Source organism: Pseudomonas sp. FH4 (assembly GCF_000510915.2).
In the GTDB taxonomy this organism is placed as follows: domain Bacteria; phylum Pseudomonadota; class Gammaproteobacteria; order Pseudomonadales; family Pseudomonadaceae; genus Aquipseudomonas; species Aquipseudomonas brenneri.
The window spans coordinates 341,175-367,884 of sequence record NZ_AOHN01000013.1; the positions used below are offsets into that span (position 1 = coordinate 341,175).

The 26,710-nt window shown below is 57.7% G+C and carries 39 protein-coding genes and 1 tRNA gene; 11 read left to right on the top strand and 29 right to left on the bottom strand.

The features are described from left to right. Nucleotides 1-45: 45 nt before the first annotated feature. Nucleotides 46-258 carry a cold-shock protein gene (locus H097_RS10270; protein WP_007905882.1) on the bottom strand — a complete coding sequence of 71 codons (213 nt, stop codon included), beginning with the start codon at nucleotides 256-258 and terminating at the stop codon, nucleotides 46-48. Between the two features lie 289 nt (nucleotides 259-547). Next, nucleotides 548-859 (bottom strand): hypothetical protein, encoded by a 312-nt coding sequence (locus H097_RS10275; protein ID WP_032859534.1) that lies wholly within the window; start codon nucleotides 857-859, stop codon nucleotides 548-550. 351 nt (nucleotides 860-1,210) lie between these two features. On the opposite strand from H097_RS10275, the gene thrS reads away from it, so the two are divergent. From thrS to H097_RS10320, 9 genes are all read left to right on the top strand, one after another. Next, nucleotides 1,211-3,133 (top strand): threonine--tRNA ligase, encoded by a 1,923-nt coding sequence (thrS, locus tag H097_RS10280; protein ID WP_032859536.1) that lies wholly within the window; start codon nucleotides 1,211-1,213, stop codon nucleotides 3,131-3,133. Next, on the top strand, nucleotides 3,133-3,684 hold the full coding sequence (gene infC / locus H097_RS10285) for a translation initiation factor IF-3 (protein ID WP_169851780.1): 552 nt from the start codon (nucleotides 3,133-3,135) through the stop codon (nucleotides 3,682-3,684). The genes thrS and infC overlap by 1 nt, the downstream gene beginning before the upstream one ends. Nucleotides 3,685-3,744: 60 nt before the next feature. Further along, complete coding sequence (rpmI, locus tag H097_RS10290; RefSeq protein WP_002553160.1) at nucleotides 3,745-3,939, top strand: 50S ribosomal protein L35; 195 nt, start codon at nucleotides 3,745-3,747, stop codon at nucleotides 3,937-3,939. Nucleotides 3,940-3,968: 29 nt separating this feature from the next. Further along, nucleotides 3,969-4,325 carry a 50S ribosomal protein L20 gene (gene rplT, locus H097_RS10295; RefSeq protein WP_003174975.1) on the top strand — a complete coding sequence of 119 codons (357 nt, stop codon included), beginning with the start codon at nucleotides 3,969-3,971 and terminating at the stop codon, nucleotides 4,323-4,325. A 109-nt stretch (nucleotides 4,326-4,434) separates the two neighbouring features. Continuing rightward, nucleotides 4,435-5,451: a phenylalanine--tRNA ligase subunit alpha gene (gene pheS / locus H097_RS10300; protein ID WP_003203624.1), complete on the top strand. Its 1,017-nt coding sequence runs from the start codon at nucleotides 4,435-4,437 to the stop codon at nucleotides 5,449-5,451. Between the two features lie 26 nt (nucleotides 5,452-5,477). Further along, a complete protein-coding gene (gene pheT / locus H097_RS10305; RefSeq protein ID WP_032859538.1) occupies nucleotides 5,478-7,856 on the top strand; it encodes a phenylalanine--tRNA ligase subunit beta in 2,379 nt (792 codons plus the stop codon). Nucleotides 7,857-7,859: 3 nt separating this feature from the next. Continuing rightward, nucleotides 7,860-8,162: an integration host factor subunit alpha gene (gene ihfA, locus H097_RS10310; RefSeq protein ID WP_002553164.1), complete on the top strand. Its 303-nt coding sequence runs from the start codon at nucleotides 7,860-7,862 to the stop codon at nucleotides 8,160-8,162. Further along, nucleotides 8,143-8,499 carry a MerR family transcriptional regulator gene (locus H097_RS10315; protein ID WP_032859540.1) on the top strand — a complete coding sequence of 119 codons (357 nt, stop codon included), beginning with the start codon at nucleotides 8,143-8,145 and terminating at the stop codon, nucleotides 8,497-8,499. The genes ihfA and H097_RS10315 overlap by 20 nt, the downstream gene beginning before the upstream one ends. Before the next feature lie 90 nt (nucleotides 8,500-8,589). After that, nucleotides 8,590-8,666, top strand: a tRNA-Pro gene (locus H097_RS10320). A gap of 69 nt (nucleotides 8,667-8,735) precedes the next feature. Here the strand turns inward: H097_RS10320 and H097_RS10325 are convergent. The 27 genes from H097_RS10325 to H097_RS10450 form a co-directional block, all read right to left on the bottom strand. Then, nucleotides 8,736-9,917 carry a tyrosine-type recombinase/integrase gene (locus tag H097_RS10325; protein ID WP_241495420.1) on the bottom strand — a complete coding sequence of 394 codons (1,182 nt, stop codon included), beginning with the start codon at nucleotides 9,915-9,917 and terminating at the stop codon, nucleotides 8,736-8,738. After that, nucleotides 9,803-10,204, bottom strand: coding sequence for a hypothetical protein (locus H097_RS28700; RefSeq protein WP_241495421.1), 402 nt, complete (start codon nucleotides 10,202-10,204; stop codon nucleotides 9,803-9,805). Before H097_RS28700 ends, H097_RS10325 begins: the two co-directional genes overlap by 115 nt. 51 nt (nucleotides 10,205-10,255) lie before the next feature. Continuing rightward, nucleotides 10,256-10,576 carry a hypothetical protein gene (locus tag H097_RS10335; RefSeq protein WP_032859544.1) on the bottom strand — a complete coding sequence of 107 codons (321 nt, stop codon included), beginning with the start codon at nucleotides 10,574-10,576 and terminating at the stop codon, nucleotides 10,256-10,258. Continuing rightward, nucleotides 10,576-10,929, bottom strand: a complete 354-nt coding sequence (locus tag H097_RS10340; protein WP_032859545.1) for a hypothetical protein — start codon at nucleotides 10,927-10,929, stop codon at nucleotides 10,576-10,578. The genes H097_RS10335 and H097_RS10340 overlap by 1 nt, the downstream gene beginning before the upstream one ends. Before the next feature lie 145 nt (nucleotides 10,930-11,074). Then, complete coding sequence (locus H097_RS10345) at nucleotides 11,075-11,404, bottom strand: hypothetical protein (RefSeq protein ID WP_032859546.1); 330 nt, start codon at nucleotides 11,402-11,404, stop codon at nucleotides 11,075-11,077. After that, on the bottom strand, nucleotides 11,401-11,580 hold the full coding sequence (locus tag H097_RS10350; RefSeq protein WP_032859548.1) for a hypothetical protein: 180 nt from the start codon (nucleotides 11,578-11,580) through the stop codon (nucleotides 11,401-11,403). The genes H097_RS10345 and H097_RS10350 overlap by 4 nt, the downstream gene beginning before the upstream one ends. Beyond that, nucleotides 11,567-11,773, bottom strand: coding sequence for a hypothetical protein (locus H097_RS10355; RefSeq protein ID WP_032859550.1), 207 nt, complete (start codon nucleotides 11,771-11,773; stop codon nucleotides 11,567-11,569). Before H097_RS10355 ends, H097_RS10350 begins: the two co-directional genes overlap by 14 nt. Before the next feature lie 44 nt (nucleotides 11,774-11,817). After that, nucleotides 11,818-12,777 (bottom strand): hypothetical protein, encoded by a 960-nt coding sequence (locus H097_RS10360; RefSeq protein ID WP_050593327.1) that lies wholly within the window; start codon nucleotides 12,775-12,777, stop codon nucleotides 11,818-11,820. 51 nt (nucleotides 12,778-12,828) lie between these two features. Next, entirely contained in the window at nucleotides 12,829-13,554 is a 726-nt protein-coding gene (locus H097_RS10365; RefSeq protein ID WP_032859552.1) for a hypothetical protein, read from the bottom strand. Further along, complete coding sequence (locus tag H097_RS10370; RefSeq protein WP_032859553.1) at nucleotides 13,551-13,796, bottom strand: hypothetical protein; 246 nt, start codon at nucleotides 13,794-13,796, stop codon at nucleotides 13,551-13,553. Before H097_RS10370 ends, H097_RS10365 begins: the two co-directional genes overlap by 4 nt. Nucleotides 13,797-13,846: 50 nt before the next feature. Continuing rightward, nucleotides 13,847-14,092 (bottom strand): hypothetical protein, encoded by a 246-nt coding sequence (locus H097_RS10375; RefSeq protein ID WP_032859554.1) that lies wholly within the window; start codon nucleotides 14,090-14,092, stop codon nucleotides 13,847-13,849. A gap of 63 nt (nucleotides 14,093-14,155) precedes the next feature. Next, nucleotides 14,156-14,779: an AP2 domain-containing protein gene (locus H097_RS10380; protein ID WP_050593328.1), complete on the bottom strand. Its 624-nt coding sequence runs from the start codon at nucleotides 14,777-14,779 to the stop codon at nucleotides 14,156-14,158. Next, a complete protein-coding gene (locus H097_RS10385; protein ID WP_032859556.1) occupies nucleotides 14,776-15,087 on the bottom strand; it encodes a hypothetical protein in 312 nt (103 codons plus the stop codon). The genes H097_RS10380 and H097_RS10385 overlap by 4 nt, the downstream gene beginning before the upstream one ends. A 230-nt stretch (nucleotides 15,088-15,317) precedes the next feature. Beyond that, a complete protein-coding gene (locus H097_RS10390; RefSeq protein WP_032859557.1) occupies nucleotides 15,318-17,381 on the bottom strand; it encodes a DNA cytosine methyltransferase in 2,064 nt (687 codons plus the stop codon). 97 nt (nucleotides 17,382-17,478) lie between these two features. After that, nucleotides 17,479-17,955, bottom strand: coding sequence for an HNH endonuclease signature motif containing protein (locus tag H097_RS28405; RefSeq protein WP_082445555.1), 477 nt, complete (start codon nucleotides 17,953-17,955; stop codon nucleotides 17,479-17,481). A 4-nt stretch (nucleotides 17,956-17,959) separates the two neighbouring features. Further along, nucleotides 17,960-18,583: a DUF1566 domain-containing protein gene (locus tag H097_RS10395; protein WP_032859558.1), complete on the bottom strand. Its 624-nt coding sequence runs from the start codon at nucleotides 18,581-18,583 to the stop codon at nucleotides 17,960-17,962. Between the two features lie 79 nt (nucleotides 18,584-18,662). Beyond that, the gene (locus H097_RS10400; RefSeq protein WP_032859560.1) at nucleotides 18,663-19,256 is read right to left on the bottom strand and encodes a DUF1566 domain-containing protein; all 594 of its coding nucleotides are present in this window, start codon (nucleotides 19,254-19,256) and stop codon (nucleotides 18,663-18,665) included. 57 nt (nucleotides 19,257-19,313) lie between these two features. After that, on the bottom strand, nucleotides 19,314-19,916 hold the full coding sequence (locus H097_RS10405; protein WP_032859562.1) for a hypothetical protein: 603 nt from the start codon (nucleotides 19,914-19,916) through the stop codon (nucleotides 19,314-19,316). Then, entirely contained in the window at nucleotides 19,913-20,530 is a 618-nt protein-coding gene (locus H097_RS10410; protein ID WP_032859563.1) for a lambda exonuclease family protein, read from the bottom strand. The genes H097_RS10405 and H097_RS10410 overlap by 4 nt, the downstream gene beginning before the upstream one ends. Further along, the gene (locus H097_RS10415) at nucleotides 20,514-21,296 is read right to left on the bottom strand and encodes an ERF family protein (RefSeq protein ID WP_032859565.1); all 783 of its coding nucleotides are present in this window, start codon (nucleotides 21,294-21,296) and stop codon (nucleotides 20,514-20,516) included. The genes H097_RS10410 and H097_RS10415 overlap by 17 nt, the downstream gene beginning before the upstream one ends. 10 nt (nucleotides 21,297-21,306) lie before the next feature. Beyond that, on the bottom strand, nucleotides 21,307-22,470 hold the full coding sequence (locus tag H097_RS10420) for a hypothetical protein (RefSeq protein ID WP_032859567.1): 1,164 nt from the start codon (nucleotides 22,468-22,470) through the stop codon (nucleotides 21,307-21,309). Nucleotides 22,471-22,961: 491 nt separating this feature from the next. After that, complete coding sequence (locus tag H097_RS10425; protein ID WP_032859569.1) at nucleotides 22,962-23,222, bottom strand: hypothetical protein; 261 nt, start codon at nucleotides 23,220-23,222, stop codon at nucleotides 22,962-22,964. Further along, complete coding sequence (locus tag H097_RS10430) at nucleotides 23,219-23,494, bottom strand: hypothetical protein (protein WP_032859570.1); 276 nt, start codon at nucleotides 23,492-23,494, stop codon at nucleotides 23,219-23,221. The genes H097_RS10425 and H097_RS10430 overlap by 4 nt, the downstream gene beginning before the upstream one ends. 18 nt (nucleotides 23,495-23,512) lie before the next feature. Then, a complete protein-coding gene (locus tag H097_RS10435; protein ID WP_032859572.1) occupies nucleotides 23,513-23,704 on the bottom strand; it encodes a DUF551 domain-containing protein in 192 nt (63 codons plus the stop codon). A 21-nt stretch (nucleotides 23,705-23,725) separates the two neighbouring features. Next, nucleotides 23,726-24,085: a hypothetical protein gene (locus H097_RS10440; protein WP_032859575.1), complete on the bottom strand. Its 360-nt coding sequence runs from the start codon at nucleotides 24,083-24,085 to the stop codon at nucleotides 23,726-23,728. A gap of 629 nt (nucleotides 24,086-24,714) precedes the next feature. Then, nucleotides 24,715-24,930: a hypothetical protein gene (locus H097_RS10445; RefSeq protein ID WP_032859576.1), complete on the bottom strand. Its 216-nt coding sequence runs from the start codon at nucleotides 24,928-24,930 to the stop codon at nucleotides 24,715-24,717. Between the two features lie 490 nt (nucleotides 24,931-25,420). Further along, on the bottom strand, nucleotides 25,421-26,095 hold the full coding sequence (locus H097_RS10450) for a S24 family peptidase (protein ID WP_032859578.1): 675 nt from the start codon (nucleotides 26,093-26,095) through the stop codon (nucleotides 25,421-25,423). Between the two features lie 87 nt (nucleotides 26,096-26,182). Here H097_RS10450 and H097_RS10455 point away from each other — a divergent pair, with 87 nt between their 5' ends. Further along, nucleotides 26,183-26,398 carry a YdaS family helix-turn-helix protein gene (locus tag H097_RS10455; protein WP_032859696.1) on the top strand — a complete coding sequence of 72 codons (216 nt, stop codon included), beginning with the start codon at nucleotides 26,183-26,185 and terminating at the stop codon, nucleotides 26,396-26,398. Nucleotides 26,399-26,400: 2 nt separating this feature from the next. Then, entirely contained in the window at nucleotides 26,401-26,709 is a 309-nt protein-coding gene (locus tag H097_RS10460) for a CII family transcriptional regulator (protein ID WP_032859580.1), read from the top strand. The last annotated feature ends 1 nt before the right edge of the window (nucleotide 26,710 follow it).

The window sequence follows — 26,710 nt, forward strand, 5'->3', positions numbered from 1 at the left end:
AAAAACCCCGTCACATGGACGGGGTTTTTTTGATTGGCGTAGAGATTACTCTGCGCGAACCTGTGCAGCTTGCATACCCTTTTGGCCTTTCTCAGCCACGAAGGAAACGGTTTGGCCTTCTTTCAGGCTTTTGAAACCGTCGCTTTCGATAGCTTTGAAGTGTACGAACAGGTCGTCACCGCCACCTTGAGGAGTGATGAAGCCGAAGCCTTTTTCATCGTTGAACCATTTAACGGTGCCGGTTTGGCGATTAGACATGGTGTATCTCCAAGAAACATATATTTTCAGTAGTGCTGTGCTGCTCAGGCCAACTGGGCACACCGGGCTATCATAGTCGAAATGTTCGGCTTGGGAGCCCCCCCAAGGCACTGTTTGCTAATCAAACGCGTTTTCTTCAGTGCCTTGATTGGCTGAAAGCCACGGTTCACGGGGCTTTGCTGCGAAATATCAGCTGGTAAAAAAAGCCATAAAAGCTATGTAAATTGTGAGAAATAGCAGTTTTCAGCGAGTTTTCAGGCCGTTTTGGCGGTCTGATTTCTTGCTGGGCTTACTTTTTCTTCACGACCTTGCAGGACGAAATAGCCGCGACTGCCTTGTTTTTCAGCTCCGCACTGGCGTTCTGATTGGTCATCAATTCCTTGATTTCCGCCGTGCTCAATTCAGCGTTGATTTTGTCCGCGCCACATTCGCAATGGGCTTTGGCGGTTTTGGCATCAACGTTCTGGCTGGCAGCTGCGCTGCAGTCTGTTACGAAGCTGTCCCGCGCACCCGCGGGCCAGTTGGAGGGCGCGGCGGCGTGTGCGCCAATGGAGAACAGGGCCAGGGAAGCGGCAAGGGCGAAGATCGAGGTGCTGCGCATGGTGAGATGCTCCTTGGGTCGATAGGACGGACAGCGATTTTCAGTGTGTTTGAGGCCTGGCGTACAGCCCAAGTTCACTTTTGGCTGTAAAAGCCTGGAGTTTTTCGTTAGCCGACTGTAGGGCCACGCCATGACCGTTCATCTGTGCTAGCATCCACGACCTGGCTTTTTTCTTGCCAGGTTCCTTTATGTTTAACTCCAGTCACTCTGGTTCGATTATCGGTTGGCCGCAAGGCTCCTGCCGCTGTAAGGCAGGCGTTCATTACTGAACGGCCTGGTGTTGGATCTTGTACTGGCTCATCCCAACCCACGTGACCTTTGGTAGGGGTCACCACTAGGAGAGGAGGCGCCATGCCAACTATTACTCTTCCCGACGGCAGTCAACGTTCATTCGATCATCCGGTTTCCGTAGCCGAGGTCGCCGCATCCATTGGTGCAGGCCTGGCCAAGGCCACCGTGGCCGGCAAGGTCGACGGCAAGCTGGTTGACGCCAGCGACCTGATCATCTCCGATGCCAGCCTGCAAATCATCACGCCCAAGGATCAAGAGGGGCTGGAGATCATTCGCCACTCTTGCGCGCACCTGATTGGCCATGCGGTCAAGCAGCTGTACCCAACCGCGAAGATGGTGATCGGCCCGGTCATCGACGAAGGCTTCTATTACGATATCGCCTACGAGCGTCCTTTTACGCCGGACGACCTGGCGGCCATCGAACAGCGCATGCACGCACTGATCGAGAAAGATTACGACGTCATCAAGAAAGTCACCCCGCGTGCCGAAGTGATCGACGTGTTCACCGCCCGTGGCGAGGACTACAAGCTGCGTCTGGTGGAAGATATGCCGGACGAACAGGCCATGGGCCTGTATTACCACGAAGAATATGTCGACATGTGCCGTGGCCCGCACGTGCCGAACACGCGCTTCCTCAAGTCGTTCAAGCTGACCAAGCTGTCCGGTGCCTACTGGCGCGGCGACGCGAAGAACGAGCAACTGCAGCGGATCTACGGCACTGCCTGGGCTGACAAGAAGCAGCTGGCGGCCTACATCCAGCGCATTGAAGAAGCCGAAAAGCGTGATCACCGCAAGATCGGCAAGCGCCTGAACCTGTTCCACCTCCAGGAAGAAGCGCCGGGCATGGTGTTCTGGCACCCGAACGGCTGGACCCTGTACCAGGTGCTTGAGCAGTACATGCGCAAGGTTCAGCGCGACAACGGTTACCTGGAGATCAAGACTCCCCAGGTTGTTGACCGCAGCCTGTGGGAGAAATCCGGGCACTGGGCCAACTACGCCGACAACATGTTCACCACCCAGTCGGAAAACCGCGACTACGCCATCAAGCCAATGAACTGCCCGTGCCACGTACAGGTGTTCAACCAGGGCCTGAAGAGCTACCGCGAGCTGCCGATGCGCCTGGCCGAGTTCGGTGCCTGCCACCGTAACGAGCCATCGGGTGCGCTGCACGGCATCATGCGCGTGCGCGGCTTCACTCAGGACGACGCCCACATCTTCTGCACCGAAGAGCAGATGCAGGCCGAATCCGCCGCGTTCATCAAGCTGACCATGGACGTTTATCGCGATTTCGGCTTTACCGACGTCGAAATGAAACTGTCCACTCGTCCGGAAAAACGCGTTGGCTCCGATGAACTGTGGGATCGCGCCGAATCTGCACTGGCCGCAGCGCTGGACAGTGCGGGCCTTGCGTACGATCTGCAGCCAGGCGAGGGGGCTTTCTACGGTCCGAAGATCGAGTTCTCGCTGAAAGATTGCCTTGGCCGCGTCTGGCAGTGTGGTACCCTGCAGCTCGATTTTAACCTGCCGATCCGTCTGGGAGCCGAATACGTCTCCGAAGACAACAGCCGTAAACACCCGGTTATGCTGCACCGGGCGATCCTCGGCTCGTTCGAACGGTTCGTCGGGATCCTGATCGAGCACTACGAGGGCGCGTTCCCTGCGTGGTTGGCTCCGACCCAGGCAGTGATCATGAATATCACTGATAAACAGGCAGATTTCGCCGCTGAAGTTGAAAAAACACTCAACGAAAGCGGATTTCGTGCCAAGTCCGACTTGAGAAATGAAAAGATCGGCTTTAAAATCCGCGAGCATACTTTGCTCAAGGTTCCCTATCTTTTGGTTATCGGAGATCGGGAAGTCGAGATGCAGACTGTCGCTGTGCGTACTCGTGAAGGTGCTGACCTGGGCTCGATGCCCGTCGCCCAGTTCGCTGAGTTCCTCGCGCAAGCGGTTTCCCGGCGTGGTCGCCCAGATTCGGAGTAATTATTATTAAGCGTGAAATGAGACAAGATAAACGAGCTGCACCGAAAGCCCCGATCAACGAGAATATCTCGGCACGCGAGGTTCGGTTAATTGGGGCTGAGGGTGAGCAGCTTGGGATTGTGTCAATTGAAGACGCGCTTCTTAAGGCTGAAGAAGCCAAGCTCGATTTGGTGGAGATTTCCGCCGATGCTGTACCTCCTGTCTGCAAGCTGATGGACTACGGCAAATCGATCTTCGAAAAGAAGAAGCAGATTGCTGCAGCCAAGAAAAACCAGAAGCAGATCCAGGTTAAAGAAATCAAGTTTCGTCCAGGGACGGAGGAAGGGGATTACCAGGTAAAACTGCGCAACCTGGTACGTTTCCTGAGTGATGGGGACAGGGCCAAGGTATCCTTGCGATTCCGCGGCCGTGAGATGGCCCACCAGGAGCTGGGTATGGAACTTCTCAAGCGGGTTGAAGCTGACCTGCTGGAGTACGGTTCCGTCGAACAGCATCCTAAGATGGAAGGACGCCAGCTGATCATGGTCATCGCCCCGAAAAAGAAGAAGTAATCAATAGGGCACGGCAGGCCTTCTGATTATGTTTATCAACTGAATGCGGAGTATCCGAACATGCCAAAGATGAAGACTAAAAGTGGTGCTGCTAAGCGGTTTCTGAAAACTGCTAACGGTATCAAGCACAAGCACGCTTTCAAGAGCCACATCCTGACCAAAATGTCGACCAAGCGTAAGCGTCAATTGCGCGGTAGCAGCTTGCTGCATCCGTCTGACGTGGCAAAAGTCGAGCGCATGCTGCGCCTTCGTTAATTTTGGATCAAGAATAGAGGAAGTAACTCATGGCTCGTGTAAAGCGTGGCGTCATTGCCCGTAAGCGTCACAAAAAAATTCTGAAACTCGCTAAAGGCTACTACGGCGCGCGTTCACGCGTATTCCGTGTTGCCAAGCAAGCGGTAATCAAGGCAGGCCAATACGCCTACCGTGACCGTCGTCAGAAAAAACGTCAGTTCCGCGCTCTGTGGATCGCTCGTATCAACGCTGGTGCACGTGTTAACGGTCTGTCCTACAGCCGTTTCATCGCTGGCCTGAAAAAAGCGTCCATCGAAATCGACCGTAAGGTTCTGGCTGAACTGGCCGTGAACGAAAAAGCGGTGTTTGCTGCGATTGTCGAGAAAGCTAAAGCCACCTTGGCTTAAGTACCCCCGACAGTCACCCTGGGTTACTCCTGTAGCCCAAGGTGGTAAACGTCATAAATAGGGGAAGAGCCTTCAAGCTCTTCCCCTATTTTGTATCTGGAGTCTGTACATGGAAAACCTGGACGCGCTGGTCGCTCAAGCTCTTGAGGCTGTGCAAAGCGCTGAAGATATCAATGCCCTGGAGCAAATCCGGGTTCACTACCTTGGCAAGAAAGGTGAATTGACTCAGGTGATGAAGACCCTGGGCAATCTGCCGGCAGAAGAGCGCCCGCAAGTCGGCGCGCTGATCAACGTTGCCAAGGAGCGTGTCACAGAGGTTCTCAATGCGCGCAAGGCGTTGTTCGAGGAGGCCGATCTTGCGGCCAAGCTCGCCGCCGAGTCCATTGACGTGACCCTGCCTGGCCGCGGCCAGACCTCAGGCGGTCTGCATCCGGTTACCCGGACTCTGGAACGTATCGAGCAGTTCTTCACTCACATCGGCTACGGCATTGCCGAAGGCCCTGAGGTCGAAGACGACTATCACAACTTCGAGGCGCTCAACATCCCAGGCCATCACCCGGCCCGGTCGATGCACGACACCTTCTATTTCAATGCGAACATGCTGTTGCGCACCCATACCTCGCCGGTACAGGTCCGCACCATGGAATCGCAGCAGCCGCCGATCCGCATCGTCTGCCCAGGCCGTGTGTACCGTAGCGACTCCGATATCACCCACTCGCCGATGTTCCACCAGGTCGAAGGCCTGCTGGTTGATCGCGACATCAATTTCGCCGACCTCAAAGGCACTATCGAAGAGTTCCTGCGGGTGTTCTTCGAAAAAGAGCTGGCGGTACGTTTCCGCCCATCGTACTTCCCGTTCACCGAGCCTTCCGCTGAAGTCGACATGGAATGCGTGATGTGCAGCGGTAAAGGCTGCCGTGTCTGCAAGCAGACCGGCTGGCTGGAAGTCATGGGCTGCGGCATGGTTCACCCCAACGTGCTGCGCATGTCCGGGATCGACCCGGAAGAATTCTCGGGCTTTGCCTTCGGCATGGGCGTCGAGCGTCTGGCCATGCTGCGTTACGGCGTGAACGACTTGCGCCTGTTCTTCGACAACGACTTGCGGTTCCTCGCGCAATTTCGCTAGTCGTAACGAACCTTTAGGAGAGCAGGATGAAATTCAGTGAACAATGGCTGCGTGGCTGGGTAAGCCCGCAGGTAAATCGCGATGAGCTGGTTGCTCGTCTGTCGATGGCCGGTCTTGAGGTCGATAGCGTTACGCCGGCCGCCGGTGTTTTCAGTGGTGTGGTCGTGGGCGAGGTGCTGAGCACCGAGCAGCACCCGGACGCCGACAAGCTGCGTGTGTGCCAGGTCAGTAATGGCGCGCAAACCTTCCAGGTCGTATGCGGAGCGCCAAATGTGCGCCCGGGCCTGAAGATTCCGTTCGCGATGATCGGTGCCGAACTGCCCGGTGATTTCAAGATCAAGAAAGCCAAGCTGCGCGGTGTCGAGTCCAACGGCATGCTGTGCTCCCAGGCGGAGTTGCAGGTTGGTGAAGGCAATGATGGCTTGATGGAACTGCCGGCCGACGCTCCAGTGGGCCAGGACATTCGTGTCTACTTGGATCTGGAAGACGCCAGCATCGAAGTCGACCTGACCCCGAACCGTGGCGACTGCCTGTCCCTGGCAGGCCTGGCCCGTGAAGTGGGTGCGTTGTACAACGCCCCGGTCACGCGTCCAGTGGTTGCCGCTGTGCTTGCGGTGCACGATGAAGTGCGCTCCATCGAAGTGCTGGCGCCAAGCGCGTGCCCGCGCTACCTGGGGCGTGTGATCCGTAATGTCGACCTGTCCAAGCCGACCCCTCTGTGGATGGTCGAGCGCCTGCGTCGCGCCGACGTACGCAGCATCGATGCCGCCGTCGACATCACCAACTATGTGATGCTGGAGTTGGGTCAGCCGCTGCACGCCTTCGACCTTGCCGAGATCAACGGTGGGATTCGCGTGCGTATGGCCGAGGAAGGCGAAAAGCTGGTCTTGCTTGATGGCCAGGAAGTCACCCTGCGCAGCGATACCCTGGTGATCGCTGACCACTCCCGCGCCCTGGCCATTGCCGGTGTGATGGGCGGTGAGCACAGTGGCGTATCCGCGACGACCCGTGACGTATTCCTGGAAAGCGCTTTCTTCGACCAGATCGCCGTGGCAGGCAAGGCTCGTTCTTACGGCCTACACACCGATGCCTCGCACCGCTACGAGCGTGGCGTGGACTGGCAACTGGCCCGTGAAGCCATGGAGCGCGCCACTGGCCTGCTGCTGGAAATTACTGGCGGTGAAGCCGGCCCGATCACCGAGACCGTCAGCGAGCAGCACTTGCCGTCGATTGCACCGGTGACGCTGCGCGCCCAGCGCGTTGAGCAAATGCTAGGCCTGGTGATTGAAGAAGCGGAAATTGTTCGCCTGTTGACCGGGCTTGGCCTGGGCATCAGCGCTGATGGGGCAGGGCAGTGGCGTGTAGAAGTGCCAAGCCATCGCTTCGATATCAGCCTTGAAGTCGACCTGATCGAAGAGCTGGCACGCCTGTATGGCTACAACCGCCTGCCGGTTCGTTATCCGCAAGCGCGCCTGGCCCCTCAGCCAAAGACCGAGGCCCGTGCGCATCTGCCGGAGCTGCGTCGCCTGCTGGTCGCTCGTGGTTATCAGGAAGCGGTGACCTACAGCTTCATCGATCCCAAACAGTTCGAATTGTTCAACCCGGGCGTCGAGCCGTTGCTGTTGGCCAACCCGATCTCCAATGACATGGCGGCCATGCGTTCGTCCCTGTGGCCAGGTCTGGTGAAAGCGCTTTCCCACAACCTCAATCGCCAGCAGGACCGCGTACGCATGTTCGAAAGCGGCCTGCGCTTTGTTGGCCAACTGGACGGCCTGAAGCAAGAGCCGATGCTGGCCGGTGTGGTCTGCGGCAGCCGTCTGCCGGAAGGCTGGGCACAGGGCCGCGATCCAGTGGACTTCTTTGACGTCAAGGCCGACGTGGAAGCGGTGCTGGGCTTTGCCGGCGCGCTGGATGCCTTCGCGTTTGTTCCGGGTAGCCATCCGGCGCTGCATCCAGGCCAGACTGCGCGCATCGAGCGTGAAGGTCGCCTGGTCGGTTTTGTGGGTGCTATCCACCCTGAACTGTCGAAAACCCTCGGCCTTGATCGTCCGGTCTTCGTCTTTGAACTGGTATTGGCTGAAGTCGCTGCGGGCAAGATGCCTAAATTCAGCGAACTGTCGCGCTTTCCGGAAGTGCGTCGTGACCTGGCCCTGGTGGCGGATCGTGATGTAGCGGCCAGCGCTGTGCTGGAAGTAATCCGTGAAAATGCGGGCGAATGGCTGACAGACCTCAGGCTATTTGACGTTTATCAGGGTAAAGGCATTGATCCGCATAGAAAAAGCCTTGCAGTTGGCTTGACCTGGCAGCATCCATCGCGCACTCTTAATGACGATGAGGTGAATACCACGACGCAAAATATCCTCACCTCGCTCGAACAAAGGTTGAACGCCACGTTAAGGAAGTGACGTATGGGGGCTTTGACGAAAGCTGAGATGGCGGAACGTCTGTACGAAGAGTTGGGTCTGAACAAGCGCGAGGCCAAGGAATTGGTCGAGTTGTTTTTTGAAGAAATCAGGCACGCTCTGGAAGACAACGAACAGGTCAAATTGTCCGGTTTCGGCAATTTTGACCTGCGGGACAAACGCCAGCGGCCTGGCCGCAATCCGAAAACGGGAGAAGAAATCCCGATCACGGCTCGCCGTGTGGTCACCTTTCGTCCAGGGCAGAAGTTGAAGGCCCGAGTTGAGGCTTATGCTGGAACCAAGTCATAACGACGAGCTACCCGTCATCCCAGGCAAACGCTACTTCACCATTGGTGAAGTCAGCGAGCTGTGTGCGGTAAAACCGCACGTACTGCGCTATTGGGAGCAGGAGTTTCCTCAACTCAACCCCGTCAAACGCACCGGGAACCGTCGGTATTATCAGCGCCAGGATGTGCTGATGATCCGACAGATCCGCGCGTTGCTGTACGACCAGGGGTTCACCATCAGCGGCGCACGCCAGCGTATGTCCGGTGATGAAGCCAAAGACGACACCACCCAATACAAGCAACTGATCCGCCAGATGATCTGTGAACTGGAAGATGTACTGGTGGTTTTGAAGAAGTGAAACAAGCCTTTAAAATACTTCCACATTTCAAATGCTTGCGGTATATTCCTGATCGCTTCGTTACGAAGCGAACCCAGTTTCACGCCTAGTCGGGGCGTAGCGCAGTCCGGTAGCGCACTAGCATGGGGTGCTAGGGGTCGAGTGTTCGAATCACTCCGTCCCGACCATATTTTTCAATGACTTAGCCCAACTTTAGCGAGTTGGGCTTTTTCATGCGTAGGGACTTTTGCGGGGGTTCATCCCGTTTTCCTCCTCAAGATTGTCAGTGCCGGTCCGCGCGAATCAGTCGCTGACACTTTGTTTGCCTCCGTGATCAACTGCTCAAGCTCTGCGGTAGAATAGTGGCTGGTAACGCTTCCATTCTTGTGCCCCAAGAGCGCCTTCCGATCTTCCAGTGTCACCCCTGCTGCACGTAGCCTTCTCCCAAAGGTGTGCTTGAGGTCGTGAACCCGGATTGACCTGAACCCAGGGTGTGCCGGCGACTTATGCTCCAGCTCCCATTTCGCCGCGGCTCTCACCCTGGCCTTCTTCCATGCTGTGTCATTCATCCGATGCATCGGGGTAGGACCACGCTCGTCCGGCTGCCCATAGGGGAAGACGTACTTTGAGTTAAGGCCGCGCTGCCCATCAATGACCGACATCGCCACCTTGTTCAGCACCACCAGTCTCTCGTCGCCGTTCTTCACGCCTGACTTTTCATTTCTCCCGCCAAAATCAGCAGGGATCAGGAATACGCTCGCTCCCAATTCCGGAACCCTAATCTCCCAATCCCACTGAAGCTTGCAGACTTCCTGTTCCCTGCACCCGGTGTTCACCTTGTAGAGTGACATCCTCAACAGGTGATCCGGAATCTCCGAGAACAGCATCGACTGCTCCGCCCAGGACATCGGGTAGGGCTTCCTGCTCGACTTCGACTCCTCCAGCATTGAGATCATCGGCACGCTATCCAGCCACGGCCGCTTCTCTGCGTCTCGCCACTTCCTGTGGCACAGGTTCAAGATCCGAACAATACGCTGTAACGCGATGTTGACAGTCCGGTTCGATACTCCTGGCTTTACCTTCCCTGTTTCGCTTGTCGTCGACTTCTGCCGGTCTCGCTTGAATGCGGCCAGGGTTCCGTCATCTATGTGGGTGATTGGTAGATCCCCAATGTACGGGTCCAACTGCTCAATGTGCGAGGCGGACAGACCGATTGATGCCTGATCCTTGAACTCAACCAGGAACCTGGTGGCCGCCTCACGCCAGGTTCTCACCTGCCGCACTCCGTAAACCTTTTCCTGCCTGAGCTTTTCCAGTCTATGAATCAGGTACTGCTCGGCTTCTTCCCTCTCGCTTGCTCCAGTGCTTTCTTGAAGTCGGCAACCTCTGACGACTTTGTCGATGTGCCAAATCCCGTTCCTCTCGTAGAGGCCCGACATTGTTTTTCGCGCCATTGTTTTGCTCCTTGGCGCCCACTGCGGGGCGGATTGTTGTCCTGATCGGTCTGTTTTTCAATCGCCATGGCATCGACGTAGGCGTCTGCCCACTGGTCCAGTTCGTGACGGTCGAAGGCTACGCCCTGTTTCCCGATGGGGAATTCGCGGACATGAGGACGGACGGTGTTCTTAAATACCTCTCGGCACATGCCGAGATATGCGGGCGCTGCCGATGCGCGGATGAAGCGCGGTGCGGTCTCTAGGACCGGCGCCAGCTTTGTGTTGGCCATAGGAAATCCTCGCCACGCCGTTGCCGGGTGGATTGATTGAAGGGGGAGGGGTTACTTGGTGTTGAGGCGGGTTACTTCGTCGAGGCAGGCGTTCCACTCAATATCCAGATCGCTCAGATATGGATAGTTCGGACCAATCTCGCGGCGCTCAGGCAGCTCCACCTCAATGGCTGCGCGGGATGCCTGCCACGACATCCAGCCTGCAGAGATAACGCCGACCAAGTATTTCCTGGAAGTTTCGGCGCTGTATCCGGTCAAGCTGTAGGTGTCGCCCTCGCGCATTACTTTGATGAACTCTTGAGCTACCTTTCCCTGGAGCAGGACTGACGACGCCCAGGCCTCGTACGTATCGCGCATTTTCTCAGTGCTCATCATTCATCCTCCCCAGCTTTGGCGCGGGACTGGGCGCAGGCGATCCAGCCGCCCCATGCCGCCTGGTGATATGGCTGGCGATAACACCCGCCAGAGTCCCGATACAGATCTGGCTCTCCGAATCCAGCCTCTTCCGAATCTGTAATCATTGAGTCTTCAAACAGTTGACGCTCATTTGCCTCGTCGAAGATGGGCTGCGGCGCGGTGTTGGCGCGGGAGGCCTTCCAAGTAATCTCGAGCAATGACTTGAAGCTGGCCCAAACACTTGCAGCGGTCGACTCTCTGTGCTCAAAAAGGTAGGCCACTTGCTCGGAATGCCAAGCCTCAAACTCTTCTTTCGCCTTATCGCTCATCTCGCCACCTCCACAGCCTTGAATTGACCCGGCATCCAAAGCCGGCTTGGCTCGCCACGGTAGAAGCTGACGTAGCTCCCTGACTTGGCGGTTGACTTCGACACGCGGTGCCATCGGCCGGCGTTGTCTTTGATTCGGTGGGTGGTCATGGCTCCTCCCGGTTGATCATCGCCCACAGATCGCGGTCAAGGTCATGAACCGGCACCCAGTCATGGCCGATATTCATGTTCACGGCCACCACATCGTTGCTTGGTTGGTCGCACTTCTTGCGCAGCCAGGTGTACAGAACGTGCGTATCAGTTAGGGTTTTCACGTTCTCCTCGAGCATTCCATTTCGCCGAGAAAACTTATCGTTGGCTTCACGCAACGCCTCGTTCTCTGCGATCAACTCAAGAACTACATCCGGCGCCAAACTCATGTCAGAGAACCCCGACGCATGCTGCGCCATGAGCTTCAACTCTGCGTAATCCGTCATGCCTTCCTCCCAGCTTCACGCTGTGCTTTGTTCCAGCCGGCTGCCCAGCGATGCTTAGAGACGGGTGATTTATCCCCGTCGAATGGGTTGTCTTTGGGGCCTAAGCCTTTGATGAAGGCCAGGAAGCCCTGCTCGAATGGGTTGATCTTCTGGCCGTGCAGCTCAGCAATGGCCATGGCGTACTACCTCGATCACCTGGCGCATTCCCTTGGCGTAATCAACGGGCCGAACCTGAGATGCCACCTCAAGGTTGCGCACCATCGTCTCAACCGGCCCGCAACCATCAAACATGCACTTGGGTAGGTGGGATGCCTGCTCAATCATCTGCGCGGCGAACCGTTGTCCTTCCCATATTTCGATCTGAGACATAGGGGGTGTCCTTGCCGCGCTGGGCGGCAGAAGGTGGGGGAGAGTTATGCGATCGGCACGTAAGCTTCGCCGCGGCGTTCAGCCGAAGCCTTCCGGTAAGTCTCGTTGGTGTATGGAGCATCAGGCTCGCGACGGATAAAGGTCATCTGGTAGTGGGAGCCTTTGGCGCGATGCGTTCCGGCGCAGTACTTCTCAATCAGGTACTGGGCGTCGTGCTTGTCGCCTTTCTCCGCGCGGCTGCCGGTACCGATGGTCCCGCCTTTCCACGACCCCTTTTCTGGGCCTGTCTCGCCATCAAAGGCGATATCCAGCTCAACGAAAGTTCGCGTAGGGCGCAGCGCACCGAAGTACTTTTTCACCCAGCCGGTACCGATGCGGTACACGCGCTTCTCCATATGGCAATAGGCTCGTATTTCCTGGCCGTCATAGTCCTTAAGCAAAAACACATAGCGGGGCATTGTGTCTTTGATGGCCTGAGCTTCCTTGTAGCCAAGGCGAACACCTTTGCTCTTCTCGATATGCTCAACGCCGTTTGCGTCACACAGCGCATTCAGGACCAGATCGAATTCGCGCCAAGGGAATGAGAAGTACCGAGACTTTTCGGATTGCGAGTCCATTGTGCTAGGCCCGAAATTCGTGTGGATTCCTCGTGTTTGCAGGCGGAACCCGTACTTGCGAGCGTGATACTCGAAGTAGTCGAGATGCCCGAACTGTTCAAGTCGTCGCGCTGTAGCTTCCGGGCTCAATGTAGTGAATGTTTGCTTCTGCGCCCAAGGCTTGATGATGTTGGGAATTTTGATCCAGGCTGAATACTTCCAGACATGGATGATCAGCTTGTTTCCTGGGTAGTCGCCGTTGTCGCCGGAGTCGATGGCGATTCCGAATATGCTGTCACGCTGGCCCTTGTAGTAGAGGTCGATGAAATTGAGGATCACGAACTTGTCTTGCCATGGATTGGCCCTGAAAACATTGCGGGAAAACCAGGCTTTGATTATTTCGAACATGCAGGAATACCTCGCCCGCCGCTCACCGGCAGGCATGTAGGGGGATTGGGGTTACAGCGCCATTTCTGCCTGGGTTTCTCGCTGCCAGATCGGGGAACTGTTGTGCGACTCGATGCGGTCGGCGATGACGTTGGCGCGTTGGCCGGCAGTTGGTGGGGCATACATGCCGAACCGGCTGATACTCCCGCCGTTCACCGCGGCGTTGGTGCTGTCGGCTGAAGCGAAGGGCAGACTTTGAAATATTGCAGGGTCTAGCATCCGAAGGCCGTGGAGGCGGCATGCTGGTCGGCCTTGGTCGTCGCAGATTGCATCCATCGCTGAACCCATCCGCTTCCACCAGGCCGCTGTCCCCGGATGTGCCCATTGTCCAGAACTGCCGATAGCCACTGTCGGCCAACCGGCGGCGAGGCGCTGCAGCCTCTCCAGCGACTCGTGCAGGTGCCAGACCGGCACTCCGCGTAACTCTCTGGGCCAGGCCTCCAGAAGCGCGTCGTTGGCCGCCTCGTCGCCATCAATGACATCCGGAATCAGTGCCCAGTCGAAGCCAGGATGCCTGTGCCATTGCTGAACCCAGGCGGTGTAGCCATCAACATCCAGATTGCCGCCTTTCTTCCAGACCGAAAACGCGCCGTTGTCGAACACGAACGACTGGCAGACATCGGCAACAATGCCCATGTCGTCCTGGCGCGGGAACGGCACCAAAGCATGCCGGCCGGCAAGGAACCGGGCGCCATCCTGGCGAGTGCCACCGACTGGTGTGCCGTGGTAAGCAATCATCCGCTCAGCCTCACTGTTTCGATTTCAACACCCTGGTGCGTGGCGATGATGGTTTGATCGCCGCCCAAAGATTCCGCCAGGCTGTCGGCAATCTGTTCATGCCAGCCTTTGGTGATCAGCGCTGTCGTCGCCTTGATGTGCTCGACGCGAATCATGGCGCATGAGCGCAATTCCAGCCGGTAGAGGATCGTTTCGCCGTCGGAAGGGCAGACGGCTGCGAAGGTGTGTCTATAGGTATTCATTGCTAGGGCCCCTTAGTAGATGAAGACGTAGGCGAACCAGAGGGGGGCGATCATGGCGTCACCTCTTGCTTTCCGTCTTCCGCCCGCATGAATGCCGCCATGTCGCCCATCTGCTCGACAATGGCGCGCTCTTCAGTCGCGGCCGATTCAATGATTTGCGCTTTCACGGCTTGGCAGCGGCGGCAATCCACCTTCTCCCACATTTCAGAAAGCCCTGAGCTCTCACCTAGCCAAGTACCGCACGGCGCCCGCTCGATATCGTCTCCCCCGGGCCCTGCAAAGAAGTGTGTTTTCATGGATTCAAATTTCCATCAGTTGTGCCAGTGCCAGCAGGCACCAGCAGTAGGCGGGGAGTTGGGTCATTGATTGGCCTCAAGCTTCTCGGGGTCGTAACGCCGTCGAAGAGCAGCGGCTATAGCCGGATTCGTTTGTGCTGATGCAAGCTCCTCTGCAAGCCTGCACTTGTATTCCCAGTAGGCTTTGTGAGCGCTTTCAAGGCTATCGAACATGCCCAAGTGGACTGAGCCACGGCCAAGGCTCTTGCAGCGCGCCTGGTATCTGTCTGAGTTTTTGTATCGCCTCACGCCTATTGGCCGCTCGCTCTTATGGGATTGGCGCTCAGTCATAAACATGTTCACTTGCCGACTGACAAAGACACATGTTGCCGGGCTGTACAATTTATTCCCCAGTAAGATCAGGTCTTTGTCGAGCTGTCGACCCTCCCATTCCTGAGCTTCCATCCATGCCTTGAAGGTTGATAGCCTCAACCATTCCTCGCAGACCGATGCATCCCTATACGTGGGGTAATCCGACTTCAGGCTCTCGCTGTAGCAGCGCCTAAGCATGTCGCACCAAGCTGCGTAGAAAGGGCACATCCAAACAGTCTTTTGCTTTTGCTTCCCATCAACGTAGCCAACTGTTTGCTTAACGCGAACCGTATAGTCGGCATCATTGATGGCCACGCCGAACAGGAGCTTTCTCACTCTGGCTTCTCCTGTGCTGGCTTGAGTGCGGCGCGCATTCGGGCGCGTAACCTCAGAACAGCGTCTAAGTCCAGCGGCTCACGCCCTACAGCATCCAGCACCTCGCCGACCAACCCCTCCAGCACATCTGCCCGCTCATCCGCTGCGGTCAGGCGCCGTTGCAGGGCTTGCTCGCGGGCGAGCGAGTTGTTCAGCTGCAACTGAAGGTCAGCCACTTGCTCGGCAGTCATGCTGCCGCAGAGCTTTAGGTAATCATGATTCTCTCTGGCGTATCGCTGCTGCAGGGTTTCGTCTTGATGGGTAGGCATGGGGAGTCCTTGCCGGGCCATGCCCGGGCGGTGGAGTGGGGGATTTCAAAACAGCGAGACCACACCACGGTCTTGAATGCGTGCCGCACGATGGATCCCTACTTGCCAAAAGCTGGGGTTCCACATGAAACAACTCATTGCAGACCTGATGTACCAAGTCCTGATCGAACTGATTTTTCGCTGCCTCAGCTGGTTGGCCTATTGGGTCTCGGCCATTCCGCTGGGGTGAATTACGCTGCTCGGGCTTGACGGTCTTCGGCGCGCCAAGGATCGTTGGCCCGTGCCAGCGCTGCCATCGGCGGTGGGCTTACGCTGTTACCGCACATGTGCACCTGCTGGGTTTTGGTGAACGGCTTGCCGTCGGCGCCGTGGCTGATGATGTAGTCGGCGGGGAAGCCCTGGGCCTTGTACAGCTCGGCCGGCTTCAGCATCCGCAGGCAGATGTCGACGATCACATAGGGCGTGCCTTTTACCATCACGGTGACCATGGCGAGACGGTCCTTGGTGGTTATCGTCGGCGCCGGCGAGTCGCATGCGCTGATGTTCTCGGTACCGTAGTAGCTGATCAGGAATGCGGCAACCCGTAGGGCGCCCGCTTCATGCTCTGGCGATAGGGTGAGCGACACCAACGAGCTCTTACCACCGCCACCGGCGGTGATGGTCGGCGCCGGCTCTTCCAGGCCCTGGCCCACGCTGCCACCGAATGCCCGCTCCATGAATGCGCTGGCCAGCCCGTGGTGCTGGCCGCCAGCGCTGATGGTGTGAAGTGGGTCGTTCACGTCGCGCGCATCGCAGTTGCCCCGCAGGTGCACCAGGTTCGCCGCCACCAGCTGTTGCTGGCTGCCGGTGTTGGTCACCGTGGTCATTGGGTCTTCGATGCTCTTGGCGTCGGTGGTATTGAAGCCGCCATTCATCTGGGCCATAAACACCGTTGAAATGCCAATGGCGTGAGCTGCGCCGGCCGGGCGTTGGTAGTTGCCGCCGCTGGTGATTGTCGGCAGTGGCTCGTCCAGCGCCTTGCCTGCGTCGTTGAATCGAAACTTCACCAGGTGTGCTGATGCGATCGAGTGCCCTCCGCTTGCTGTGACGGTGCCCAACGGGTCAGCAGAGGATTTACAACCGTCTCCCCAGCGCTGAACACCCCCCGGCTTCCCTTCGCCATGGGCAGCGGTAACCATCACAGGGCTGATCAGTTCTTCGCGGTTCGCGCAGGTCACCGTCGGCAGCGGGTCGAGCGGGTCATTGATTCGGTCGCTGCCCTGGTGGGTAGCTGGGGCAATCACAGGGCTGACCACCGAAAAGGCGCCGCCCTTTGGATAGGCGGTGACGGTGCGCAGGGGCTCGTCGGCAGACTGCACCGTTTCGCCTGACCAATTGGCGATCGGCACAATGAATGGCGTCGCGCTGTCGATGACAAACTTTTTCATACCCTTGGCAACGCGCCGCAGGGTGGCCGGGGCCAGATCCTTCTTGCGACCGAAAATGCTTTTGCCCAGGTCGCTGAAGTCGATGCAGTCAGCGGCGGTTTTCCACTTCTGCTGGCCTTTGGATGGGTTCTTGGCGTGGGTCGGCTCCGGCCAGACGATCGGCTGCCCATCGCACCGGGCAATCATGAACAGGCGTTCCCGGCTGGTGGGCGCGCCGAAGTCGCAGGCCCTGATCACCTTCCACTCAACTACGTAGCCCATGCCTTCCAGCAGGGCTACGAAACGGCGCCAGGTGCGTCCGCGCTGCTTCGGGTCAGGAATCAGGAACTGCTGGCCCACCGGCACAACTTCACCAGGTGCAGCAACGTCGCCGCCGAGTTTCACCACGCGGCCGGTTGCCTTGTCGCGCTTGGCGATCAGTCGACCCCATTGCAGGATCTGCTTAACGTTCTCCAGGCTAATTACTCGTGGCCGCTTCATGCCCGCCCACTTGAGGCCGATCCACGACAGGTTGCGGATCTCGCGCTTGCGCGGCTGGCCGCCGGCTGCCTGGGAGTGGTGCGTGCAGTCGGGCGACATATGGAACCAGCCCACCGCCTTGCCGCCGCACTCAGTATCGGGATCACCCTCGAACACGTCGGTGGTGAAATGCTGGGCGCCGGGGTGATTCATGGTGTGCATGCTGATCGCTTGCGGGCTGTGGTTCTTCGCCACGTTCACCGTACGGCCTAGGCCCATTTCCAGGCCAGTCCCGGCACCGCCGCCACCGCAGAAGAAGTCGACAACGATCTCATCGTCCTGAGGGTTGAAGCCGAGTCCGTATTGGGTTTTGAAATCGAAGGGGTGTTTCTTCTGTTGTGCGGACATGGGAAATCCTCGCGGTGGGCGATATTCGATAAAAAGGGATGTGGTTATTTCTTCTGGTAGGTCTTGGTCAGCGCCGCGTTGACGCTGTTGCCGCGCTTCAGCACGACGCGGGCGAGTGCGACTCTTTCCAGGTGATGCCCTTGATCACCGCCCAAACAGTTCGTTGCGATACGCCAAGCTCTTTCGCGATGGCGCAACTGCTGTTGATTCGGCAGTAAGGCTTGTAGCGATTTCTAATCAACGAAACCTGCGCCTCTGTAAGCTTTGCCAGCGAATGCATTTCGCCTGACGGCCGATTGCAACGCTTCCTGTCCGACATCTCCTTCATGTTCTCCGCGTGGGTTCCTGGAGATAAGTGGGATGGTTCAATGCAGGACGGCGTATCGCAGGAGTGGAGCAGTTCAAGGCCTTCAGGTATCGGGCCGACATTCATCTCGTACGAAACTCGATGAGTCGCCCGATTTTTCCCTTCGTGCCATACGTAGCCATAGCCGCCAGGGTTCAGACCTCCGCGCCAGATCAGGCATTCACCAACACGCTCGGATCTGGCTTTCAGCGATTCACGTGTCGCCATGGATTTATGCCTCGATCAGAACGCTGCGGACGGGGCGGACACGGAGCTCGAGGACCTTGACGTGGTAGCCCTGACGGCCATCAACGAAGCCCATGAGGAATGCGACGTAGGCTGAGCGCTGCGAGGATGACCAGTACCAGGTGTCACGGAACGCTTCAGTGCTGCCTTCCTGGAACGCGGCGTGGATGGTCTGCACCGGGTCTTCTTCGCTGTACAGCAGGCCTACAGGCTCGCTGTTTGGGTTGTCGCCATTGCGCGAGCCCGCCCAGTTCTCTTCGGTGGTCGGCTTGAAGTGGCGGTACTGCAGCTCCTGCACATCGCGCGCCGGGATCGCCCAATCGTTGTAACCGCCAATACCCAGGGCCAGCACCTCCGCTGCAAGCTCGCTGCCCGCCGCCGCCATGGCCTGGGTGTTGGCCAGGCTGTCGGTTAAGCTGTCGGCACCTTCGATCTTAACGCCGTACTCGCCCCACTTGCCGACCAGTTCATGTTCGGCGCCGGCGGTGATGTGAAGAGAGCGCTTGCCGGTGGCCGGGTCGCGGGTAACGCCGGTGACGAAGCCGCCGCCGTAGGCCTGGCCGATTGCCGGGATGGTTACTGCTGGTGCTGCTTTCTCAACTGCGGACATGGTGCTTCCTCTTTTCGAAGGCAACAAAAAAGGCGCTGTGCGCCCTGGTGTGCCGGATCAAGAACGAATGGATGAAGGATTAAATAAAGAATCTGCGGACGGGGCGGACACGGAGCTCGCCGTCCTTGACGTCGTAGCCCTGATCGCCACCATCGAAGTCCATGTCGAATGCGTTGTAGGCTGAGCGCTGCGAACTCGACCAGTAGGCACCCTTGGCGATCAAGTCGTGTGCCCAAGCCTGATGCAGCTGGGTGGCTGCTGGCAGGTCGAAGTCAGAATGACCGTCAGCGCTGTGCGCCCGCGCCGCTTCGGCCGCTGGGTGACCACCTGCAGTGATCAGCGCGTCAGTGTTGGTCTTGCCGTCCCACTTGCTGGTGGCTGCCGATTCTTCTTGATAGCGACCCCACTTGAATTCGCCGAGGTCTTTGTCGCCGAAGATCAGGTAGTGGGCAGGAATATCGCCACGGGCAGCGACGTAGCCGGCGTTGATGCCGCCTTGGCCGGGCCAGTACTCGCCGACAGCAGGTGCCACGGTCGATACGAGAGGCTGAACATTCGCCGCCGGCGGCAGCACCTGAGCGAAAACGCTGGCCATGGCCAGTTTTGCCAGAGAGGAAGCGGGCATCTTGATAGACGCGTCACCGTGCTTCAGGGTGATCATTTCGGTTTTCATGCGGTTACCTCAGATAAGCGCCGCCCTCCGGATGCCGGATGCAGCGAGTAGGGTGGGTTATGCGGCGTATCGTTCGCCGCCTGGCTTTGACATTGGGTAGTCAATCGCGTGATTTTTGAGAACTCGGGCCAGGGTCTTCGTGTTGATCCCAAGCTTCCCGCAGACCCTGCGGCGGCTGATACCTATTTCCATGAACGCCTTGATTCGATCTGCCAGTTTGGCGTCTCGATCCGCAAGGGCTTTCATGTGTTCAGGATTGCCATGCCTGCCGCGAGGTGACGTTTTGAACTTGAACTTGAATTCGAGCGACATATTCAGAAGCGCTCGGCGACCTATCCCGGTCATCTTGGATACTTCGCCCTGGGTGTGGTGAGTGGCCAACTCCATCACCTTTGCCACGCGTTGTTTGCGTGCCTCGATCTTTTCTTCAAGCTTGGTATTGGTGGGCTCCGTCATCGATACAGGCTCAACCCGGCGCCGAACAAACGGCTTGGGCGCCGGCGGCATCTGGTTGCTGTAGGTGATCGGCTTGGGGATGTAGCCGCTGGCCGGGCCTTCCTCAATCCGCCCGCCGGCCGCCACAAACTCAGCGACCTGGGCGGCAAGTTCTTCCTGGGCAGGGCGCAGGCGCTCTACTTCGTTATGGAGGATGCTGATCATGCTGCTATCCCCAAGACCCGATTCATCCGGTCGTCCAAGAGTTCGTAGAATGTGCTGACACGCTCCGACAGCTTGCGGATCAGCGCCTCATCCCGGTAGGCGCGCTTGATGAACAGCGGCATGCCTGGCCAGTAGCAAACGAAGTCGATCCATTCGCGCTCTGACAGCCACAGGCCGCCCTGGCATTGGGCAAAGTGTTCCTTGGGGATATCGCCGGACAGGATCACTTCGACCTGGAATTTAGGGAGCTTGGTTTTGATCTCGGTCAGACCATTGGGGCCCACCAGTGAGTCAGGCGAGTAGCCGGCGCCGTGGTTGAGGATGATCGCGACCTGCTTGGTTTCGACTTCCTCACGCTGCTCGTACAGCTTGCGGGCCACGCCTTCCAGCTCATGCCCGCGCTCGGTGTGGCGGTTGCCCTGGAATGGGTCGGCAGCTTCACCGGTAATTCGCTCGCCGATCAGGGTGTTCATGTACGTGAATGCCCCGGCGCCGAAACCTGACTCGCCTTTGCCGTTGACCAGCAGACAGTCAAGCTCGGAACAGGTGACGATGCCCAGGCGAAGGGCCAGCCACTCAGGTGAGCCCTGTTCAACCTCAGTGATTATCTGCATCAGTATTCTCCTGAGAGGCGGCATGCTGTGACGCCGACTTGGTGAGCATGCCCAGCACCTGATCAAACACTGCTTTCTCCACGGATGCTGGGGCGCAATGGATCTTCTTGAATGCCTCCTTGGCCTTGTCGCTGCACTTTTCAAGTAGTGTCGCCAGCTGTGTAGCCTGAGCCGAAGTAACTCGAGGTGTGATCTGCGCCGCCGGTCCGTTGCCGTCATCATCCTCGCCAGTGGTGGTGATGTTCAGCAGCAGTCCGGCGGTGTAGCGCTTGCCGTAGCTGACACTAGATGCCACGGCCTGCACGCCGTTTTTGCTGCCAGTGGCATCTACAGGCAGGACTATTGAGGTCACTTCACGGTGACCGGCGCGGTGACTGAGAACACCCTCAACCTCGATGCCTCGCTCGTTGCGCGGCGTGCGAAAGGTGATGGCGAACCCGTGTTTCGCCATCACCGGCTTGATCATCTCGTTTACGTCCTCCCAGAGTGCATAGGTGCTCTGGATGCGTCCGTTTTTATCCTTGATCCCGCCTCGCTCGCCGATTACGGGCATTTCTTCCTGCATCTGTGCCAATGCTTCGTCGTACAGCTGCTTTGCACTGTGCGCCTGCATGCGCTCATGCATTTCCATAAGGCGTTCAAGCTTGTTGATGTCGCAGGTCGGATCGGCGGCAGCACGGCTGATGACGGCCATGATGCTGTTGTCCGTGGATATCGGTGCCACAGCCTGGCGCCGCTGTTCGGGAACGATGATTTGGCCGCTCATGCTGGCTACCTCAGAAGTGGATGGTGATGTTGGGGACTTCGCGGCGTGCGATCTTCAGGACAATGGCCTTGGACAGTTCCTCGGTGATGTTCATCGACATCAGCGCCTCTTTGGCGGCGCCCATGATCTTCACCTTGTGAGCCTGGTCTGCTTCGCGGGCCTTCTGCTGGCGCTGCGCTTCTTCAGCCTCCGCCGCTTGCCGGGCAATCTCCGCCAGTCGTGCCTGTTCTACAGCTTCTTCCTGGCGGCGCACCGCGGCGATGCGTTCTTGTTCGGTGCGCTGCTCAGCGGCGATTCGGTTGGTTTCGGCTTGTGCCGCTGCTGCGCGGGACTGTTCGGCCTGCAGCTCGAGTTGTAGGCGCTGGCGTTCGGCGGCTGCTTCTGCGTCCAGTGCTGCTTGTGCAGCGGCCCGCTGATTGGCGGCGGCCTGGTCCAGCAGTTCCTGTTCGCGCCGTGCGGCAGCTTCGCGCTCGGCCTGGGCCTGCTGCTCTGCCTGAAGTCGGGCTTGTTCGGTGGCTACCCGTGCAATCTCTGCATCGCGGTCGCGCTGGGCCTGAGCCTCTGCCTCTGCACGCAGGCGCACCAGTTCAGCTTGCTCGACTTCATACTGGGTGCGCTCGGCAAGCAGGGCGCGCAGCCTAACCAGCGCCTGATCCTTTACCTGGGCAGCTTCGGCCAGAAACTCTTCCCAGCTATCATCGATTGCAATGGCTTCAAGGTCAGTAATCACGCGGGCAACCACGGACGCAGGCGGCACCTCGCCGAACAGAGCCATATCTTTGATCTGCTGGATGCCATCATTGTGCTTGGCTACTCGCGCATCTTCAGCAGCCTGCCAGTCGTCCAGGGGCTTTCGAACTTCCTTCTGCCACAACTCCAGCGTGTCCCATACGCGCTTCCGCTCGGCGTCGATCAGCTTGGGGATTTCCTTTTGCTTGGCTGAAATCTCTTTTCCTACTGCCTCAAGCGCGGTTTTCGATTTAGCGATCTGGTGCGCCATCGAGGCATAAGCCTCACGACCCTTGCGGGTTGTCAGGTCTGGCAGCACCTTGTTGAATTCATCGACCTTTGCCCGGACCTGCTGAAGCCATGGGTCAAGTCCATTGGCGGTGCTGAATACGGTCAGCGCGGTTTCTTTCGGAGGTACTACTGCCAAATCGGTTTCTGCGGACATGGGGATTCCTTGCCGCGATGCTCGCAGCGATTGAAGGTTTGGGGGTTATTCGGTTATCAGGCCGCCGATAGCGGGGCCCAGGAACAGGACGGCGTAGAAGATCAGGCCGGTGATGAAGAAGGCACAGCGGATGGCTCGGCGCCTGTGCTGCTGGCGGGTAGTCATGCTAGAACTCCAAATCAACGAGGAATTCATGCTTGCAAAGAGGGCATGCTGCTTCGTACCCGCGAGCGCGATCCAACGGGTTTATTCCGCTCTCTCTGAAATCATCAGACTCTACGAGGTCAAAGTTTGTTTTGCGGTTTGGGCACTCAACGTCGAGGCTGATTGACCAGAAGGCCACGTTAACCTGATCGGTCATGGCGCCACCTTGCAAGTCCAGCGGCCCGCACACTTGCAAGGCTGCTCGATCCATTTCACGTCTACTAGAAACAAGAAACCCTGATTTCTCAGGGCCTCGGCGATACCTTTGAATGACCCGGCGATGATGGTCATAGTGCGCGCCCATATTGGAGTTCGTAGTCTGCAAGCCGCTTGGCCGCGCTCTGTTGCTGTAGTTCCCGGCGCCGAGCTGATACGGCGTTGACCAGAAGCTGCATCAGCTCCACCGATTCCTCGGTACTGATGTGGCCTTGTCCGACATTCGCCTGGATCATGCCTTCGCAGAAGTCTTCATCGGGTCGGCATGACTTGCAGATCTGCGTGATCTGCTGCTGGATCATTTCAATGGCGCGCTGGTGATAGCTTTTCATGCTGCCAACCTCCCTTTCCTGAGCCTGCGGGCGTCAATCTCGAACCACAGCTCCTTCTCGATCATCGGGACGTACTCCTTGCTCTCGGCAATCACGGCCAATTCCATCTGGCATACGTCCATCGGAATGCGGTCGGCGTCGTACATGGTCCCTGACAACACGTTGAACGTCAGTTCCCGGCTGCCATTCCGGTACTCGGACGGCAGAGCTTCCTCGCAAGACGTCACCTCCACCTGGAGGACGTACCCTTCAACTATTACTTCGTAAGTCATGGTCGCCTCCAGGCGGCGTTATTCGGTGGGCGGCGCGGGGAGTGGCTGCCAGTGCGAGACTTGTTTCGGGATTTCAAATCGTCCGTTGTAGAACGACGACTCGGTCATGTAGTGCAGGTTCGGGAAGCTGATTGATGGCTGGTGGTAATACACCAAGCAGTCCTGATGCTCGTCCGGTAGCCTGTCTTCGACCTTGATCCAATCGCTCATGGCGACCTCCAGTGTTTGGGGTTAGGCGGCTTTCGGATATCGAGCGCCGCGATATTCGGGCTTCGACTGGTAGTCAGGCTTGCGGATCACTGCGGCGATAAGCTGCTTCCAAGTTGCGGCATTGTTCGGAAGGCAGTCGCCAAATTCTTTGGTGTCGTACTCGACCTCGCGCGCCAAGCGCTGGACCAGTGCTAGCGGGACGGCGATGTTTGAGCAGCCACTGTTGTAGTAGCCAAGATGCTCAAGCACTTGCGGCTCTTCGTATCGACCCGCTCTGTCGAGGGTCCAGCAGTAGCCCTTGTCATCTGGCCTCCAAAGGGTGATTGCTTTGTGCCGCCGATGGGTGTGCTTGAGGCTGATCACGACGTACTGCTCACTCATGACTCTCTCCATTCGTTGGTTCACCCGGTTAGGCGGGCGTAAAAAAGCCCGAACATTGCCCGGGCTTTCGGTGCGACACATAGACCTCCCTACGTGGCGCGGGGTATCTACTTCACTGAGCTATTTCATGGCTGTATCCCCCGTTGTTCGCTCACTGGGAAGGCAGTGGCCACCTATTGAATTAATCCGCATGTGCGGGCTGCTGCTACCTTTCGGCTCCCTCCCGGCGGGATGTGCAGTTGGCCCCGGGGTTGATGCAGAGGCCGGAGCTGATCCCGGCACGACTATTAGCGGCCTTAGTGACACCGGGGTTTCACCGGGGCGAAGGTTTCAGCCGCTTATTCTTGGACTCGCCGTGGCCATCTGGGCGCTTACTCACTCTACCGGCCACGATTCCCGCGATCCCTCAGGTCTTACACTTGCCCGTCAGCCCGGGCATTCATCTGCTTGTTGCGGTGATGCAGGTGGGCGGTTATAGGCCGCATTTTCGTCCGCATCGGAGTGGTCTCAGGCTTTCGGTGAAGGTTCTTTAACGATCTAAAGCCTGTCGTGAAAGGTGGAGACCACTCCGATGCGCTCTCATAGAGAGGATCGGGCAGTTATCGTCAGGCTGACGTGGCGCTGGTTGGTCAGGTCGGGGTAAAAACATCCCACCAGACAGGCATTTCCCCAGAAGCTTCGAGCGCTGCAATGGCTTTCTGCGCCTCTTCTGCGTTTTCGTACACATCGTCCGAGTAGCGAACAACGCCATCGGCGCCGGTAAACAAAATGTCGTGAACACCTTCGTTCTCGCCTTCCGGGTCGATCTTATGAAGGTCGCGCACTTGGAATTTCGAATCGCTCATCGTCTTGCCCTCGGTTGATTTCCCGTCAGGCCCTCTTGCGAAGGCCTGCCAGTGAAATCTGTTGTCTCCACCACGCAACACTTCCGAGTCGTCTCTCACCGGCGTCGCACATTTCGTGTTCGATGCTGTTCCGGTTTGGAAGCGTGGTTTCGCGTACTCACATGAGGGAGTACGGCAGCTACCAGAGGCTGCATGGACGACGGTTTAGCTTTCTCACCACCGGGGTTGCCGGTACGTCGTTGGGTCACGTCAGGTTGTGTAAAGAGCGTTCGGCGTCTGCCTGGCATCGCTGCCTGTGTTGCGGCGGGCCTTGGTAGGCCCTGGCGAGTTGCCGTGGCGTCTCGATGGGGTAAATATAGGCGAACACATATTTAATGTCTATGGGTAAACACATAATTTTTTATGATTCTGGAAAATGGCCTGGATACGGCTGGTTAAAGGCAATAAAAAACCCGGCGCGATGGCCGGGTCTTGGGGGATTTGTGGCTGTTTAGCTCATGCCGCCGCCGCGCCATATAACGCGACCGACTATAGGCATTTCGTGCACGGAATCCTCGGTCGCTATTTCATCCGGGTAGTTCCGCTTGTCATCGTTATCGCTGCGAACCAGCCAGTTGCCAGCCATCTGGCGGATCATCCGTTTAATGCTTATTCCGCCATCTGGGCGCCTGATAGCGTAAACGCTTCTATCCTTCGGCTCCGTAGATGAGTGATCTACCAGGACCACGTCCCCCTCAAATATGTAGGGCTCCATGCTCGCGCCTTCGGCATAGATAATATAGAGGTTCTGTGGCTTGGCTCCCATGCGCGAAAGCCAGTCGCGCTTGAAGGCTAGGCCTCCACTGACTTCAACATGATCATTTAAGTGACCATTCCCGCCTTCACCGATAGCGGTTAGCTGAGGGATCAAGGCGTAATCAATCGTGCTTGGAGACCCGTTTTCATCGGTTCCCGATCCATCGAGCATTTCCCCTTCATCTTTCTCTAACCAAATCGCCGACACTCCGCATACCTGGGCAATGCTTGCATTGTAGGAGGATCTTTGTGAGCGCCCACGCTCAAGGTCTGAAATCGACGCCTGGTCGATCCCAACCTGAGCGGCTAGCTCTGCTTGCGTGAGGCGAGCGTGCTTGCGCGCTGCCTTGACTCGGTCTTTATATTCCATCTCCAAATTATTACTGGTGTGCCCATGTTGTTGCAAAGTGGTATGCCCATGATCTACGATATGGGTATTCACATATGGAGGGGCAGCATGAACACTATTTTCAAGGACCTCGTTGCCTTCTTCGGAACGCAAGAAATCACCGCCGAAAAGCTGGAAGTTGATCAGAGCACTGTCTCTGGTTGGGTTCGTGGAAAGCACGGTATGTCTCCTGTCGTCGCCAAGCGCGCCGAGCGCCTGACTGGTGGAAAGTTCAAGAAGGAGTCGCTATGTCCGGCCTTCCCTTGGGCTGAGATGGCGGCCTGATCATGTCGACCAATCAATTAAGCCAAGAACAGACCGTAAGGGCCCGCAAGAACTACGCCGTTCTCATGCAGCACCTTGCATCTGTCGGCAATGCGCCTGTGGCTCTTGCAGTCGGTTGCGACGAGGCAACGATCAGTCGGATGAAGCCAGAGAAGTTCGAGCAGTTCTGCCAGATCCTGGCGGTGCTTGATTTGAAGTTGGTTCCGAAGGAAATGCAGTGCTTCGACAAGCGGGACATTGCGACCCTTCTGCATCAAGCCAAGCGCTACATGGAACTGATCCAGCACGTTGATCAGTTGCAGGAAGAATGAT